This window comes from Campylobacter concisus, assembly GCF_001891085.1.
In the GTDB taxonomy this organism is placed as follows: domain Bacteria; phylum Campylobacterota; class Campylobacteria; order Campylobacterales; family Campylobacteraceae; genus Campylobacter_A; species Campylobacter_A concisus_O.
The window spans coordinates 17,412-31,908 of sequence record NZ_JXUP01000013.1 but is presented as its reverse complement, the minus strand read 5'-3'; the positions used below and the strand labels follow the sequence as shown (position 1 = coordinate 31,908).

Here is a 14,497-nt window from a genome sequence, read left to right as displayed (position 1 = left end):
GTCTAGTGGCTCAGGACTCTACTTTCTCTGTGTAGAAACAGAGGTTCAAATCCTCTAAGGGTCGCCAGATATTTTWAAWTTTAGGTCGCTTAGCTCAGTTGGTAGAGCGCCACCCTTACAAGGTGGATGTCATAAGTTCGAGTCTTATAGCGACCACCATTTTAGGTGCAGCGGTAGTTCAGTTGGTTAGAATGCCGCCCTGTCACGGCGGAGGTCGCGGGTTCGAGCCCCGTCCGCTGCGCCATCATTTATTCTTTGACTTTCATTTTCACTGTTACTATAATTCTTAAAGCAAGTTTATTTTATTGAAAATTTATATTTTTAAAATTTATGTATAAAATAAATTGAACAATAAAATCTAATTTATCGCTACCAAATCACATATATTTAAAAATAAATCTTTTCTAAAATTTCTAAATAATTGATACAAGACAAATCAAAATTAATATTTTTATCTCTAAGTTATCAAAAAATCAATATAATCGTAAAAATTTAATAAGGGAAATTTATGGCATTTGAAAATGTATTAAAAGCGATTGAAGATATAAAAAATGGCAAAATGGTAATTATGGTCGATGACGAAGACCGTGAGAATGAAGGAGACTTAGTCTTTTCAGCGGCAAGCAGCGATATGCAAAAGGTAAATTTTGCGATCACTCATGCAAAAGGTGTGCTTTGCCTTGCAATGGATGAAGCAAATGCAAAAAGACTTGATTTGCCGCTAATGGTTTCTAAAAATACATCTAGTCATGAAACCGCATTTACTGTCACAATTGACGCAAAGGAAGCAACGACAGGCGTAAGTGCTTATGAGCGAGATATGACGATTAGACTTGCTGCTAGTACTGATTCAGTGCCTGAAAATTTTGTAAGGCCTGGGCATATATTTCCGCTTATTGCAAAAAAAGGTGGTGTCCTCGTTCGCACAGGTCACACTGAAGGATCAGTTGATCTTTGTAAACTTGCTGGCGTTAGTCCAATGGCTGCGATTTGTGAGATCGTAAAAGAAGATGGCACAATGGCAAGACGTGATTATTTGGAGGAATTTTGTAAAAAATTTAACCTAAATATGATAAGCGTTTCTGAATTAGTAGAATACAGACTTAGCCACGAAAGCTTAATAGAGGTTTCGCCCGCAAAGAATGTAAAAATCTGTGGTTTTGAAACAAAAAGATATGACATAAAAGATCACGAAAATAAAAATCACGCTGCCTATGTTTTCGGAGAGATAAAAGCGCAAACTAATGTAAAATTTCAAAAAATAAGAAAAGATCATGAGCTTTTAAGTGGAGATAAATTTGATAATTTATTAAAGGCATTGGATTTTTTAAGTAAAAATGGCGGAGTGTTGCTATTTTTAGACAGCAATAAAAGCGATGCAAGCTCACAAAAAGATTATGGCATTGGGGCACAAATTTTAAAGTATTTTGGCATAAGTGAAATTGAGCTTTTAAGCTCAAATAAAAATAAAGAATTTGTAAGCCTTGCAGGATTTGGACTTGATATAAAGGGCTATAAAGAAATTTAATTTTGTCACGTTCTATTTAATGCGGATATTAATCATCCTAGTAGCAAAATTCTTCACTTGGAAAAATTTTGCCTTTTACATCATTTGCGTAGGATTGCACACTCTTTCTTACAATATCCGCTCCATCAAGATAGCGTTTTACAAATTTTGGCTTAAAGTCCTCGAAAAATCCAAGCATATCAGACCATACAAGTACTTGTCCATCGACGTTTACCCCAGATCCGATACCAATAACTGGTACATGAACTTGCTTTGTTATCTCGCTAGCCACGCTACTCATCGTGCCTTCAAGCAAGATGCCAAATGCTCCAGCTTGCTCAAACGCTAAAGCCTCTTCAATTAATTCTTTCGCCTCGATCTCGCTTCTGCCTTTTATCTTATAACCGCCTTCAAATTTATAAAACTGAGGCTTTAAGCCAATGTGAGCCATAACGTTTATGCCCTCTTCACAAAGACGCTTTACTAAATTTACTTGGTGCATGCCAACTTCGAGCTTTACAGCATCGGCATTTGTCTGTTTGAAAAATTTCATCGCATTTTTTATCGCTTGTTTTTCATTTGTGTAGCTGCCAAATGGCATATCGGCCATGATAAAAGTATTTTTGGCTCCGTTACAAACGGCCTTTGTATGATAAAGCATGGTATTCATGTCCGCACCTATCGTGCTTTCTTGCATATTAAAACTCATATTTAAGCTATCGCCAACCAAAATAATATCAGCATAATCATCAAAAAGCTTGGTAAATAACGCATCATAGGCAGTTATCATTACAATAGGCTCAATGCCTTTTTTGTTTTTTATATCATTTATGCTTAGTTTTTTCTTCTGAGTTTTTTCATCTTTCATTGCAAGCTCCAAGGATTTTAGCTAAAAGGCTAACAATTTTATCAAATTTTTGCTACAATTACGCCAATTTCTTAAGGACATAAAAATGGGTATATTAAAAAGGCTTGAAATAGATTACTCTTATGATATAGTTGAAGAATTTTTATCTCACTATGCTTTAATGTGCGATTTACTTGAGCCTTTGATAATAAATTTAGGAAGAGCTGATAAATATAAAGATAGTATCTTAGAGCTTACTAGGATTTTTCATAATATTAAATCAGCAGCAGGATTCATGCATCTTGATCCGATATTAAAGCTTACAACTTTAGCTGAAGAGATAACTCAAGAGGCAAGAAGTCTAAAAGGGCCAGCAAATGATAAATTTATAGATTGGTTGCTGCTTATTAGTGATCAGTTTAATAAATATAAAGATGACGTCGAGAACGATTTTGAATATTTTAGCGTTCTTGAACCAAAAATCATTGATGTGCCTGCAAAACTTAACTAAATAATTCACTAACCATTTTATTTTTTGGGAGCGACTTGGCTTCGACAGGAGCAGAGTGTGTACGGTGGCACGTCGCTTTGAGCAAAGCGTAAAAAGCTCAAATTAAATTTAAACGCAAACAACGTTAATTTCGCTCCTGCTTACGCTAAAGCTGCGTAAGTTCAGTTGAGCCTTGCTTAGTCTAATTCTAGCTAGGACAAAAGCAAGTAATTTAGCTAGAGTAGGCTCGCAAAGTGACTGCTTGCTAGCTGAAATTTTAGTCTTAGTCTAAATTTTGGTTTTGGAAAGTGAGCCTTTTTAGATGAAAATTTCACTTTTGCTAAGCGTGTAGAGGCTGTATGCATTTTGTTTTTGGACAGGGGTTCGATCCCCCTCGCTTCCACCATCTTATACTTTTTAATTCATTTCAATCTTTTTAAAAACCTTTCAAGAAACATGACAAGAACAACTTTTGATATATATTATTTATTTAAATTGTTTTCAATATTTTTAAATCTTTTTAATTGCCTTTAAGGACTTTTTACGGATAATTTAAAGGATAAAATATTGTTCGCTAAAAAATATCCGTAAAAAATCATTGCTTGATTTTTAGGGGCTTGCGGACACTAAAAGGACGAAAATGCCAAAAATTAACCCTCCCTTGACGGACACAGCTCTAAGAGCCTTAAAACCCAAAGATAAGGTTTATAAAAAATCTGACGGACAAAATTTATTTATTTTTATCGAGCCAAGTGGTCGTAAATTTTTCGCACTTGAATACAAAAGTCCTCTTACATTAAAAACACGCCGAATGGCCCTGGGGAATTATCCTGATCTTAGTCTCTCAGCCGCCAGAGAAAAACGCAGAGAGTTGGCCGCTCAGATACTAAATGGCATTGATCCGCTAGTAAGTAAAAAGAGTAGTAAAACGACACTAAACGATATCGCTGCAAAATGGCTAGATATAAAATCCGCGAACATAACTCCGAACTACTTAAAAAAACAAAATTTAATTTTTAACAAGCACGTTGCGCCGTATTTAGGCGATCGTCCATTGGATAATATAAAAGCAGTAGAAATAATAGACATCTTAAAGATCATAGAAAAAGCTGGAAATTTAGAAACCATCAAGCGTGTATTTATCTTGCTAAATCAAATTTTTAGATACGCCGTTACCTATGAGATAATCGCTCACAATGTCGTGGCCGATATAAATTTCAAATACGCCTTTAAAACCGCAAAGCCTAAAAATTTCCCTACTATCACGGATGAAAATGAGATACGCACATTACTTGCATCAGTAGATGGATATAATGGCGACATAAAAACAAAAGTCGCATTAAAGCTTGCGATCTATACAGCAATGCGTCCATTTAATGTCAGAGCTGCCAAGTGGGATGAGTTTGATCTATCCGCTAAAATTTGGACGGTAAAAGCAGATAAAATGAAAATGAAAGAGGCATTTAGACTACCACTAGCTGATCAAGTCGTAAATTTATTGAAAGACTACACTAAAATTTGCGGAAGCACCGAAGGGTATCTTTTCCCTAGTACACTATCCAAAAGCCGTCCAATGAGTGAAAATACGTTAAATACAGCACTAAGACGCATGGGCTACAGCAAAGATGAGATTGTTTCTCATGGCTTTCGTGCGATGTTTTCAACTATGGCCAACGAAAAAAGAAATGAGCATGGCTGCCATGCTGACATCATCGAACGATGCCTTGCACACAAAGACAAGGATAAAATAAGAGAAGCTTACAATAGAGCTCAAAATTTAGCTGATATGAAAACTTTGATGCAATGGTGGGCAGATTATTTGGATGAGTTGGTAAAATAATGTATAAAATATTGTGTATCATTTTGCATAGAGTATAAATTTAAAAAACTTTTATAAACCTTGCGATTTTCAAGATCACTAAAGGTTTTTGATCAAATCTAAATTGTTATTCATCTAAACCCTCCGCTTTTTGCGGATAGTTTAGATTATGAGTTTCCTAAAAAATGTAAAAAACTACTTTTTACAGTCCTAAGACCTAAATTTCAGCCCCTTCTGTATATCGTTCACATGGTAAAAATTTATAAAATTTTTACCATGGATGCTATATACTACTTTTTATTTAGGAGAATTTATGGAGTTATACGACTTTGCTTATTGTGGCGATTTTAACGAAAAAATAAAACGATTAAAAAAGATAATTATTGATGAAAATTGGGGGAAACCCAAAAACGGCAAAGATTTTCCAGTTTTGCATAACTATATAGCGCACTATTTTAAAAAAATACATCAAGATAACCAAATCTCTTATGCGGAAAATGAGAACGGCGAGAAAATAGCTTGCTTTAATACCGGCTTACTAACTAGTACGTATAATGATATTTATGCTTACTTTATCAAAAACAAAAACCCAAATTCGCCTCAAGAATGGTTTTTGGTTGAATTCTTAACGAGCAATTCGAGAAAATTATCAAAAATAGCGGAGTTGCCTAAGATAGCGACCTTTTTTAACTCAATTGACGACCTATTTTTTGATACGAAACTAGAACTTAGACTAAATGCCGAACATATATTACAAGATAACTACGAAAGATTTCCCGATGAGCTTAAACAATATAATAAGATTATGCTCGTTACTCTTCTTGAAGGCGCCATAAAAATAGCCAAGAAAAAAATCGAGAGAAATTACAAAACGGCGGTTCCGCAATTTTTTGACAACAAAATTCAGTTTTTGATTCCATTATGTCTACTCGACCCACAAAAACCAGATATAGCTATCGCCATTAGCAAAGATACGGATTATTATTACGGAGCGACTTGCTTAACTATGGATATGGCTTATAATAATGCTAGGCTAATAGTAAAACCCGAAAGCGACTGGCTTAGACTAAGCGATGATTAAGCGATTCTTTAATATAATTACAACATTAGATTTTATAAAAGTTTCAGATTAGTCTTATAACAATTAATTTTTGGTCGGGTTAAACCCGACCTTTTTCTTTTTTACCCTTTAAATTTTTATTTCCTAAAACATTGAAAGTCCTCTAAAAGCTTCCAGCTTTTTTAAAACGTTTTGCTTAAAACTTCTTTATTTGCATAAGCTAGCAGATAGGCTATTTTTTATATCGTCTCCTACTAGCTCGCGCGTTCCGGCCTTCTATTTTTATGCGGTCGCTTCGTAAGGCCACTTTTTCTTCTTGTTTTTTAAATCAAGTCTTTTTTATACCCCTAAAACCTAAATTTTCAGCTTCTTCTATGGTTTTTACATAAAATTCACCTCTGTTTACATTTATTTTTATGTAATCATACATACCTACACCAGGTAAGTGATATATTTTTTCTCCATTGTCGTCATTAATATTACATTTTATTTTTGGATATTCGTTGTCATACGGTAACACTATATGCTCTATCTGTGTTTTTACTAACCTTGCTCTTGCCTGATCGTCAAGATTATCATAAGCAGAATAGAGCCTAGCTATGACTTTCTTGCTTGGATTATCATCAGTACACTCTAATAAATTATCATTTAATTGTCTTATTGTATTGCTATGTATTTGACTATCCTCTTTATACCACTTACATTGTATGATTATCAGCTCTTGCCTTTTTGTTGCGATTATATCTATTCCATCGTCTTTTTTGCCCATCCTTATACCATTATAGTCTACTTTGTAGCCGTCTATTTCATATAAAAAGCCTATATATCTTTCATATCTCCTACCTATTTCTTCAGGCGTTCTAAACACTCTTTTATCTTCATATTCATCTAAAATTTTTTGTTGGCGTCTTTTGGGATCATTTTTTATCAAAAAATTATCAAATTCTTTTTGGCATATAGGGCATTTATTTGGATTTAGATAAGCCATTGCTATTTTATGCTCACATGGAGATAAATACTGTTGATTTAATTCTATTTTTTGTCTTAAAAGTCCATTGAGTATATTATTTTTTTCAATTAAAAAATCAAGTCTTTTATCATTAATTCCCCAAAAACATTTATCATAATAGTACAAACTAGTCAACAAAACAGATCGATCCACTAATTCAAAATTTCTAAAATTTAATATAGGAATATTATTTTCCTCTATAAAGAAATCTACGTTGATAGCGGCTACTTTTTCTGATAATTCACTATTTTCATTCACTAGCGTATATACTACTTTAAATATTCTATTTTGCTGCTCTCTAAAATTTTTAAATATCGTTATTTTTCTTTTTAGCTCATTTATATCGTCATCATCATTAATTATTTCTTGGCTGTATTTTTCTTTTGCTACTTCATATAAGTTAGTGTTACAACGCTTTTTATATTCGTCGTTTTTAGGTAAAATGTGCTCGTATTTAAGATTTTCGTTTATCTCTTCTTGTAGTTCAAGTATAGCTTTTTTTAAATTACTTTTTTCAAGCTCCACTTCTTTTTCCTCTAACTTACTTGCATACAATACTGCAACAGTGGTAACAACAACTGAAATAATTAAAAGAAATAGCCACTATCATGTTTTTCTTTTTCTATTACAATGTAGCCAAATATAAAAAAGCCACAAGATAAAAGATGTAGCAAAATTATGAGAGCAGTTGTCATCATTTTAAAACTTGTCAATTTTGTCCACAATGGCTATTCTTTTTTATCCTTTAAGTGTAGCTCTCTTAAATTTTAGAAAGCTCTCTAAAAGCTTCCAGCTTTTTTAAAACGTTTTGTTTAAACTCTTTATTTGCATAAGCTAGCAGATAGGCTATTTTTATATCGTCTCCTACTAGCTCGCGCGTTCCGCCTTCTACTTTTATACGGCCGTACTCGCTCAGCCCGGTAGCCTCGCCCGGATCTAGCAAGATACCGTGTATTTTCCGCTCTATTGCATGCGCTGCAGCGGCCATTTTTTGCGATATTCCGCTAGCCGGGATTTTATTGAAATCTTCTCTCGTTAATTGAAAAATTTTCATAAACTCGTCATTTGTTTTTATAAACAAGCGTTTTTTTAAATCTTCCAAATTTCTATATTCCCTATTCGGATCATTTTCTTTTATGGCGTTTATGAGTTCTATATCTTCGTCTTTTGCCGAGCTTTGCCCTATGTGATAGTTCCCTACGCTTACGTTATTGCCGTTTATAAAATGCCCGTTTGATACGTTTATGCCGCTCTCTAAATATTGCGGAGATACGTTTAGTTTGGTGGCAATTTCAAAAAATCTTCCTTTTGGAATTTTGCCTCTATCTTTCCAAGTCGTAATAGTATTGTATGGAATTTTTAAAATTTCACACATCTGCTTATCTGTTTTTACTCCGAGCACAGCGCGCATTCTCGCCAAAATAGCTTCTAAATTTTCCATTTTTATACTCCTTTTATAAAATTTTGAGTAATATACTATTGACTTTTATTTCAATTGAGTATATAATTAACTCATTAAAAATAAAAACTTTTGATTTAGGGGCTTAAAAAATAAGCCTTAAAATTAAAACTTTTTGTTTTAACCCTAGATTATAGCTGGTTTTGGCTAAAAAAGGACTATTCATGAAGCGTAAAGCAAGTGATTACATCTCTCTAGCAGAGGTCGGTGAAAGGCTCGAGGGCGTTAGGCTGATTTTTGGGCTAGATCTCGTGGAAATTTGCGAACTACTTGAAACTACAAAATACTTTTTTAACGAGGTCAAACGTGGTCGTAAGCTCATCCCATACGAGTGGGTGATGAGGCTTAGTGAAAAATATAACCTCAATCAAAACTGGATCTACCAAGGCGAAGGCGAAATTTTTAATAAAAGGAAAAATGATGTGTGATTATGAAAAAGAAGAGGCCATCAGAAGATTTTTAAATGTAGAGACAGACAAATGCGATATTGAGTCTAGTCTATTGGAAGCTAGAAAAATAAATGCATTAGAACGAAAACTAGAGCTTAATTCTGTCTACTCGGAAATTGTAAATAAAAACATTAAAGATGTCAAAACTACTCTTGAGAAAATGCTACGTTGTGATAAGGTACCCAGAACAGCCGCTATTATAAATAATCTTGTTGCTTTTATAGACAAGCTAGATGGCGAAATTCCAGAAGACGTCGTAGCCAGGATAGATGGTGCAGGCTTTAGCATGTACGATGAGAAAAGCAAGAAAAACATAGAAGACAAAGCCCAAGAAAAAGGAGAATCAGGCGTTAGGTCTGCGTCACTGTTTCTTTACGAATCTATAAAAGAGTTAAACAACTTTTCCCCTATTGCTAGAGAGGCTATTATATGTGCCTTGCATGGGTATTTTATTACTGCGCCAGAGAATGAAAGGTACCGAGATTTAGGTATTTTTCATAATAAATAACCATCTTCGTCCGGAGCGGTTCAGATTCGGACGAGGTTCTTTAAAAAGATCTTATATTTCGTTCATTGTTTTAGCTCCTTTGGGGTTTTCGTTTCGTGATTTGATTATATCTCAAAGGAGTTAAAAGAGTGAATTTGATAAAAAAGGATTTAGGATGACTGAGCAATTTGCCTTAAGCGTTATTGCAGTAGTTGTTTGTGCTTTTGTAGGCGGTGCTATGTTTACGCTTGGCATGTTGGCTTTGTTTTTTAAAAAAAGGAGCTAGCTCATGACAACGATGAGGGAGTATATACGTGTAGATCATGCTAGCATACTTGAAACATGTAAGAAAAATCTACAAAATTTAAGCTATCTTGACCGCAAGCATGATAGGCATGACCGCTTTAAAATATACGAGCACGCCCTTTTCGTTAAACAAAACTACCTTTGCCCACATTTTGATGAAGTGGCAGATATATACTACAAAGCACTTGAATGCGCATCGAGTGAAAGCGAGATCGCGGACTACGTTTCAAAGCATACTGGTAAAAACAAAGCTGCAATTTATTTTTATTTTAGGCGTTTTCGTTTTAAAAACCCTGAGTTTGCACATGAAGTCGTAGAAATTTTAAAGAAATTTATAAAAGAAAATAGTCTCTTTTCGGATGTGCATAATGGATAATAATATATTTCAAACGATAAAACAAACAATATCTAAGCATGATTTTAAAGATTTTGTGCAAAGTGTTTATGGCATAGAGTTTAAAAGCGGAAATGCTTATTGCCCGTTTCATGACCATGGTCATAATACACCAAGTCTTGGTATCAATTCTGATTCTAACGGTGCATTCTTTAAATGCTTTGCATGCAATGCCAGTGGGGATATAACAAAATTTGTTGAGTTAAAAGAGCATCTCTCACCACTTCAAGCAGCCAAAAAAGTTTGTGATCACTTCGGCATCCCAAATACCATCAACGCAAAAGAGATGAGTGAGGAAGAGAAAGCAGCCTATGAAGCACATCAAGTCATTTTAAAGGCTGAAAATGAAGCTCGTATGAAAAAAGAAGCTGAGCAAAGAGCAAAAAAAGAGCTTGCCCTTAAAGCTAGGCTGGCCAAGATAGCTCCACAACTTGTGGAAAATAAGCTTAAAAATTACGATCTTATCAAAGATCAAATTTCAGCACTATTCCCAACACAAGTCAATAACTTTGATTCATATAGCCGCGAACTTATAGGATATAGCTTTGAACATAAAAGTCTAGCCATCATCATAAGAGACTCTAGCGGCGTACCAGTAAATATCAAGTATAGAGAGAAATTTGCCTATGACACGTATAAGGGTGAGCTGACAAGTGAGAGAATGCCTGGAAAGTGGATAGGTGAAAGTGGCGCACATGCTAGCCCTTTTCCTCTAAATTTTTATGATGACTACAAAGGTAGCAATGTAGTCATTTGTGAAGGCGAAAAAGACGCATTAAATTTGATGTGTTTTAATGTTTGTGCCTTGACACTTGGTGGTGTAACTGCTAGCTGGGAAGAATACAAAGAGCTTCTAAGAGATAAGCATGTATTTATCTGGTTTGATCACGATGAGGCCGGATATGAAAATGCGATAAAGAAATTTTATGAGATCAAAGATGTAGCTAGAAGCGTACGAATAGTGCTATTTTATATGATCGGTAAAAATTTCTCAAAAGGCTATGATATTAGCGATTATCTCTATGACCATGCCTTTAAATTTCAAAATGCTAGCCCACTTGAAGTAGTAGCCTTTAGCTGTTTTGAACCGACGAACGTCGTTATAGATGAGATATGCGAATACTTTCCAAACCTTTCGGCAAAGCTTGATAAATTTAAACAAAATCTACCTATCAAAGAATTTCGCCAAATCAAGGCCGAGATACTAGCAAGAGATGAAGAAGGTAATTTTATAAATATCTTTCCAGTAAAAGGCGAACTTGATGACAAGTATGTCGATGAAGTGCTAAATAGTGCAAAAGAGTTAGAGAGAAAAATGGGTGAGAGATATGAGGAATTTAAAAAAGCTTATATCCAAAGTTTCCTTCTTACTGAGCAAGAGGAGCAAAATTTTGAGCGTTTTTCAAAGGCTTTTAGCGATGCCTTCCGCATAAACAAGACTATGCGAACAAACTATCATCAAACGCATATTACGGATATGGTAGCAAGTCTAAATCAGACTTTTTTAAAGCTAGGCTACCGCCTGGGTGAGTATAAAAAGAATTTACACGTTTGGGCAAGTAACCATTTCATGCAGATAGATACCAATGCGTTGGCCAAATTTATTCACTCTCATTGGATGGCTGCTGCGTATGTAGATAAGAAAAAACAAAGCCGCGAAAACGTCAATAAGATAGTTGAGGATCTAACTAGCTTATCGCTAGATCTAGATGAGATAAAATCTCACGAATCTCGCCGCGTCATAAATTTATTAAATGGCACGATTTTTATTAGTAAAAATGGCGTTATTACATTTAAGAAAAAGCACGACTATAAAGATGCTGCTACAAATATTTTAAAATTTAACTACGATCCTTCTGTCAAGTGTCCAAAGTGGAATAAATTCTTACGCGATATTATGAGCGATGAAGACGACATAAAAACACTTATGGAGTTTATTGGCTATTGCTTTATTCCTAGCCATGAGTTTGAAAGTTTTTTATTTTTATACGGCAAAAGTGGCGCGAACGGCAAGAGTGTTATATTAGACACCATTAGAAACTTTTTTGGTGAGGATAATGTTTCATCTCTCCAGCTTCAACAATTTGAAGGGCATCAGCTTTGCGCGCTTACAAACAAACTCTTAAACATTGGCTCCGAGATCGACAAAAACGGCACCGATAAAGGACAGCTAGCGAACTTAAAAGCTATCGTCAGTACAAAAGATGCGATCACTATAAACCCAAAAAACGAAGAGCCCTACTCTTTGCTTCCAAACGAGAAGCCAAAGCTAGCATTTGCTGGCAATGAAAAGCCAAAAAGTGGCATAGATAATGGCGTTTTTAGAAGAATGTTGCTTATTGTATTTGATAAAGAAGTAAAAGATAATCAGAAAATAAGAGGCCTTAGTGATCGCTTTAATGATGAGCTAGGAGGTATATTTAATCTAGCTCTTGAAGGACTAAAACGCCTTATTATTCAGAACAAATTTACTCGCTCTAAACGCATGCAAACTGAGCTTGAAGAGTATAAAGATAGCGTAAATCCGCTTCGTACCTTTGTTAAAGATGCGATTATTGCAGATGCCGACTATTTTGTGCCGTCAGTGCCACTTTATAAGGTTTATCTAGCATACATGAACGACAAAGGCGGTAAGCCTCTCACACAAAAGAACTTTGCTCAAGCCCTACGTGATGAACTAACCCTTGCTGGCATAAGTTGCTCTTATGGCCAAAAACGCATGTCAGCAAACTATATTGGAGTTGGCGATAGACCAAGGTGCTTCTTTGGTTTTAGGGTAAGCAGCGACAATCTCGACTTTGATAGTGTAAAGATAGAAAACGGTGGCGAACTTATCATAAACCAGATAAACCACTATCAAGCCAATGGAGCAAAAGCCGATGAAAACTAATCTTTTCTTGTGGCTCACGATGATTTTAACTAAAAATATCTACAAAGTGTCCTATTTTAGGGCGTTTGATAGATGTTTTACATCTGGGTGGCTCACTTCTGGCTCACGATTTTTATTTTTCTTGAGCCAGCAAAAAGCCGTTTTTATGGGGCTTGGCGTGCTGTTGGCTCACAATCTCGCCATTTTTGCCCCTATATTGGTTTGAAATTATTTTTTTATTTTTAAAAATTTTTTTCATAGCTATATATATAAAAAATGGTGAGCCAAAGAGAAAACTTAAGCTATTAAATAACGATAATATCGTATTTAAATGGTGGCTCAAGAAGTTTAAACTTATGAGCCAAAGAATTTATAAAATTAAGTATTTTAGGGGTTTGGGGTGGCTCACTATTTTTTAGTGATTATGAGCCACATGAGCCAAGCGAGCCAAAAAAGGAAAATAGATGAAGCAGATGAACGAAACGCAGCAAAAGGCCTTTGAGATATACCTTGAAAGTGCGACGTTTGAGAGCGACTATAAGCCTATTAGCGAGGAGCAGCTAGCTTCAAAGCTTGAGGCTTTAGGGTTAAAAGGATCAAGCAGCTCTATAAACCGCTGGAAAAAGGATTTTAACTGGGTGCAAGCCTTGCAAAACAAAGTAACTCTAGCTATGAGCGAGGATAAGCAAACTAGAAATTTGCTTCAAAGATCAAGCTTGGAAACTGTAGTAAAAAACACCAAGGTTGATATCGAGCGAAACAATGTCTTGCTAGCTGCTAGCTATGAGATCATGGAGGGCGAAGCAAAGCGCATAGTAGCAAAGCAGCGAGAGACTGGCACACTTAGCGACGAGGACTTTGAGCGAGCGAAATTTATCTCTACCCTCTCAGCTGGTAGAAGCGACAAGATGCTAGATCGCCTAGCCATCATGCCACCAGAGGCTGTTTCAGCTCAGCAGCTTTTATCTCGTTTAAATGGGGTCAAGGTTGAGTTTGAGGAGGATGTTATCGATGCAGAGGTACAAGATGAAAAAACTAGTTCTTAGGCTTATGCTGGCTTTTATGCTAGTTATTATCTTAGCGATATTTCAAAATTTAGCAAATTTATAAAGGAAAAAAGATGAATGTAGGATATTTTAAACGCAAAAGCTACAAAAACTCTGATGGCGAGGAGATTGGATATATAGGTGGGACTATCATGATCCCATTTTTAAGACCCATAGATGTCGTGATGTTTGGCACAAGCGCAGAAGACAGGCAGAAAAATAAAGACTTTCCAGGCTTTCATCTTGCCCTTCAAAAGCCAAAAGGCTATGAAGGTGGCAGACAGATAATAGGTGCACTATGGGGCAGAAAGAGCAAAGATGGCACAAAAAGCTACTTAAGTGGCTTTATAGAAACGCCAGCAGTGCCAGGCTATAAAGTCTATATAGCCCTTTTTAACGCTGGAGAGAACTCTAAAGAGGGCATGCTATATGATGTTGCTTGGAACGCTCCTAGACGCAGTGAGCAACAAGATATACCGCCTAGTGAAAATACAAACACCGATTTTTATGAAGATGATCAAGATATACCATTTTAAGGAGATGATATGGAAATTTCAATAAATGTAGAAGAATGTGAAGTAGGTGATTTTCTAGATCTCCTAAGTGGCAATTTAAAAAAGCAAAAGATCGTGCATCTTGCAAAAGCTATCGATTCTTTAGATGAAATCTCACTTGGAGATTTAGCCTACTATTTAGACAAAGATGTAGCAAAAGCTCTTCTAGAAGCCATCAATATTTATCATAGGGATTTTTAG

15 protein-coding genes, 2 tRNA genes and 1 other RNA gene are annotated in these 14,497 nt (G+C 35.3%); 15 read left to right on the top strand and 3 right to left on the bottom strand.

What is annotated here, in order from left to right; translation table 11 throughout:
- The first annotated feature begins 83 nt into the window (after positions 1-83).
- The 3 genes from TH67_RS10060 (at position 84) to TH67_RS10050 (ending at position 1,528) form a co-directional block, all read left to right on the top strand.
- A tRNA-Val gene (locus tag TH67_RS10060) sits at positions 84-159 on the top strand.
- An 8-nt stretch (positions 160-167) separates the two neighbouring features.
- Positions 168-244 (top strand) — tRNA-Asp (locus TH67_RS10055).
- Positions 245-508: 264 nt separating this feature from the next.
- The gene (locus TH67_RS10050) at positions 509-1,528 is read left to right on the top strand and encodes a bifunctional 3,4-dihydroxy-2-butanone 4-phosphate synthase/GTP cyclohydrolase II (RefSeq protein WP_072595447.1); all 1,020 of its coding nucleotides are present in this window, start codon (positions 509-511) and stop codon (positions 1,526-1,528) included.
- 37 nt (positions 1,529-1,565) lie between these two features.
- On the opposite strand, the gene panB is transcribed toward TH67_RS10050, so the two are convergent.
- Positions 1,566-2,375, bottom strand: a complete 810-nt coding sequence (panB, locus tag TH67_RS10045; protein ID WP_072595446.1) for a 3-methyl-2-oxobutanoate hydroxymethyltransferase — start codon at positions 2,373-2,375, stop codon at positions 1,566-1,568.
- Positions 2,376-2,460: 85 nt separating this feature from the next.
- On the opposite strand from panB, the gene TH67_RS10040 reads away from it, so the two are divergent.
- The 4 genes from TH67_RS10040 (at position 2,461) to TH67_RS10025 (ending at position 5,744) form a co-directional block, all read left to right on the top strand.
- Positions 2,461-2,865 carry a histidine phosphotransferase gene (locus TH67_RS10040; protein WP_035167557.1) on the top strand — a complete coding sequence of 135 codons (405 nt, stop codon included), beginning with the start codon at positions 2,461-2,463 and terminating at the stop codon, positions 2,863-2,865.
- A 26-nt stretch (positions 2,866-2,891) separates the two neighbouring features.
- Positions 2,892-3,250: a transfer-messenger RNA gene (ssrA, locus tag TH67_RS10035) on the top strand.
- Positions 3,251-3,484: 234 nt separating this feature from the next.
- The gene (locus tag TH67_RS10030; protein ID WP_072595445.1) at positions 3,485-4,684 is read left to right on the top strand and encodes a tyrosine-type recombinase/integrase; all 1,200 of its coding nucleotides are present in this window, start codon (positions 3,485-3,487) and stop codon (positions 4,682-4,684) included.
- 292 nt (positions 4,685-4,976) lie between these two features.
- Positions 4,977-5,744: a DUF3825 domain-containing protein gene (locus TH67_RS10025; RefSeq protein WP_072595444.1), complete on the top strand. Its 768-nt coding sequence runs from the start codon at positions 4,977-4,979 to the stop codon at positions 5,742-5,744.
- 307 nt (positions 5,745-6,051) lie between these two features.
- On the opposite strand, the gene TH67_RS10020 is transcribed toward TH67_RS10025, so the two are convergent.
- Complete coding sequence (locus TH67_RS10020) at positions 6,052-7,257, bottom strand: restriction endonuclease (protein WP_072595443.1); 1,206 nt, start codon at positions 7,255-7,257, stop codon at positions 6,052-6,054.
- Between the two features lie 235 nt (positions 7,258-7,492).
- Positions 7,493-8,173: a helix-turn-helix domain-containing protein gene (locus TH67_RS10015; RefSeq protein WP_072595442.1), complete on the bottom strand. Its 681-nt coding sequence runs from the start codon at positions 8,171-8,173 to the stop codon at positions 7,493-7,495.
- Positions 8,174-8,355: 182 nt separating this feature from the next.
- Between TH67_RS10015 and TH67_RS10010 the strand changes: the two genes are divergently transcribed.
- From TH67_RS10010 to TH67_RS09975, 8 genes are all read left to right on the top strand, one after another.
- Positions 8,356-8,619: a helix-turn-helix transcriptional regulator gene (locus tag TH67_RS10010; protein ID WP_072595441.1), complete on the top strand. Its 264-nt coding sequence runs from the start codon at positions 8,356-8,358 to the stop codon at positions 8,617-8,619.
- Positions 8,612-9,148 carry a hypothetical protein gene (locus tag TH67_RS10005; RefSeq protein ID WP_072595440.1) on the top strand — a complete coding sequence of 179 codons (537 nt, stop codon included), beginning with the start codon at positions 8,612-8,614 and terminating at the stop codon, positions 9,146-9,148. The genes TH67_RS10010 and TH67_RS10005 overlap by 8 nt, the downstream gene beginning before the upstream one ends.
- A gap of 268 nt (positions 9,149-9,416) precedes the next feature.
- Positions 9,417-9,809: a hypothetical protein gene (locus tag TH67_RS10000; RefSeq protein WP_072595439.1), complete on the top strand. Its 393-nt coding sequence runs from the start codon at positions 9,417-9,419 to the stop codon at positions 9,807-9,809.
- A complete protein-coding gene (locus tag TH67_RS09995) occupies positions 9,802-12,717 on the top strand; it encodes a phage/plasmid primase, P4 family (protein WP_072595438.1) in 2,916 nt (971 codons plus the stop codon). The genes TH67_RS10000 and TH67_RS09995 overlap by 8 nt, the downstream gene beginning before the upstream one ends.
- Positions 12,707-12,922 carry a hypothetical protein gene (locus TH67_RS10255; RefSeq protein WP_141081783.1) on the top strand — a complete coding sequence of 72 codons (216 nt, stop codon included), beginning with the start codon at positions 12,707-12,709 and terminating at the stop codon, positions 12,920-12,922. The genes TH67_RS09995 and TH67_RS10255 overlap by 11 nt, the downstream gene beginning before the upstream one ends.
- Positions 12,923-13,160: 238 nt before the next feature.
- Positions 13,161-13,742 (top strand): hypothetical protein, encoded by a 582-nt coding sequence (locus TH67_RS09985; RefSeq protein WP_072595436.1) that lies wholly within the window; start codon positions 13,161-13,163, stop codon positions 13,740-13,742.
- Between the two features lie 74 nt (positions 13,743-13,816).
- The gene (locus TH67_RS09980) at positions 13,817-14,278 is read left to right on the top strand and encodes a DUF736 family protein (RefSeq protein WP_072595435.1); all 462 of its coding nucleotides are present in this window, start codon (positions 13,817-13,819) and stop codon (positions 14,276-14,278) included.
- Positions 14,279-14,287: 9 nt separating this feature from the next.
- A complete protein-coding gene (locus TH67_RS09975) occupies positions 14,288-14,497 on the top strand; it encodes a hypothetical protein (RefSeq protein ID WP_072595434.1) in 210 nt (69 codons plus the stop codon).

Coding starts and splice junctions, on each gene's coding strand:
- TH67_RS10050 (WP_072595447.1), top strand. CDS start 509: ATGGCATTTGAAAATGTATTAAAAGCGATTGAAGATATAAAAAATGGC.
- panB (WP_072595446.1), bottom strand. CDS start 2,375: ATGAAAGATGAAAAAACTCAGAAGAAAAAACTAAGCATAAATGATATA.
- TH67_RS10040 (WP_035167557.1), top strand. CDS start 2,461: ATGGGTATATTAAAAAGGCTTGAAATAGATTACTCTTATGATATAGTT.
- TH67_RS10030 (WP_072595445.1), top strand. CDS start 3,485: ATGCCAAAAATTAACCCTCCCTTGACGGACACAGCTCTAAGAGCCTTA.
- TH67_RS10025 (WP_072595444.1), top strand. CDS start 4,977: ATGGAGTTATACGACTTTGCTTATTGTGGCGATTTTAACGAAAAAATA.
- TH67_RS10015 (WP_072595442.1), bottom strand. CDS start 8,173: ATGGAAAATTTAGAAGCTATTTTGGCGAGAATGCGCGCTGTGCTCGGA.
- TH67_RS10010 (WP_072595441.1), top strand. CDS start 8,356: ATGAAGCGTAAAGCAAGTGATTACATCTCTCTAGCAGAGGTCGGTGAA.
- TH67_RS10005 (WP_072595440.1), top strand. CDS start 8,612: ATGTGTGATTATGAAAAAGAAGAGGCCATCAGAAGATTTTTAAATGTA.
- TH67_RS10000 (WP_072595439.1), top strand. CDS start 9,417: ATGACAACGATGAGGGAGTATATACGTGTAGATCATGCTAGCATACTT.
- TH67_RS09995 (WP_072595438.1), top strand. CDS start 9,802: ATGGATAATAATATATTTCAAACGATAAAACAAACAATATCTAAGCAT.
- TH67_RS10255 (WP_141081783.1), top strand. CDS start 12,707: ATGAAAACTAATCTTTTCTTGTGGCTCACGATGATTTTAACTAAAAAT.
- TH67_RS09985 (WP_072595436.1), top strand. CDS start 13,161: ATGAAGCAGATGAACGAAACGCAGCAAAAGGCCTTTGAGATATACCTT.
- TH67_RS09980 (WP_072595435.1), top strand. CDS start 13,817: ATGAATGTAGGATATTTTAAACGCAAAAGCTACAAAAACTCTGATGGC.
- TH67_RS09975 (WP_072595434.1), top strand. CDS start 14,288: ATGGAAATTTCAATAAATGTAGAAGAATGTGAAGTAGGTGATTTTCTA.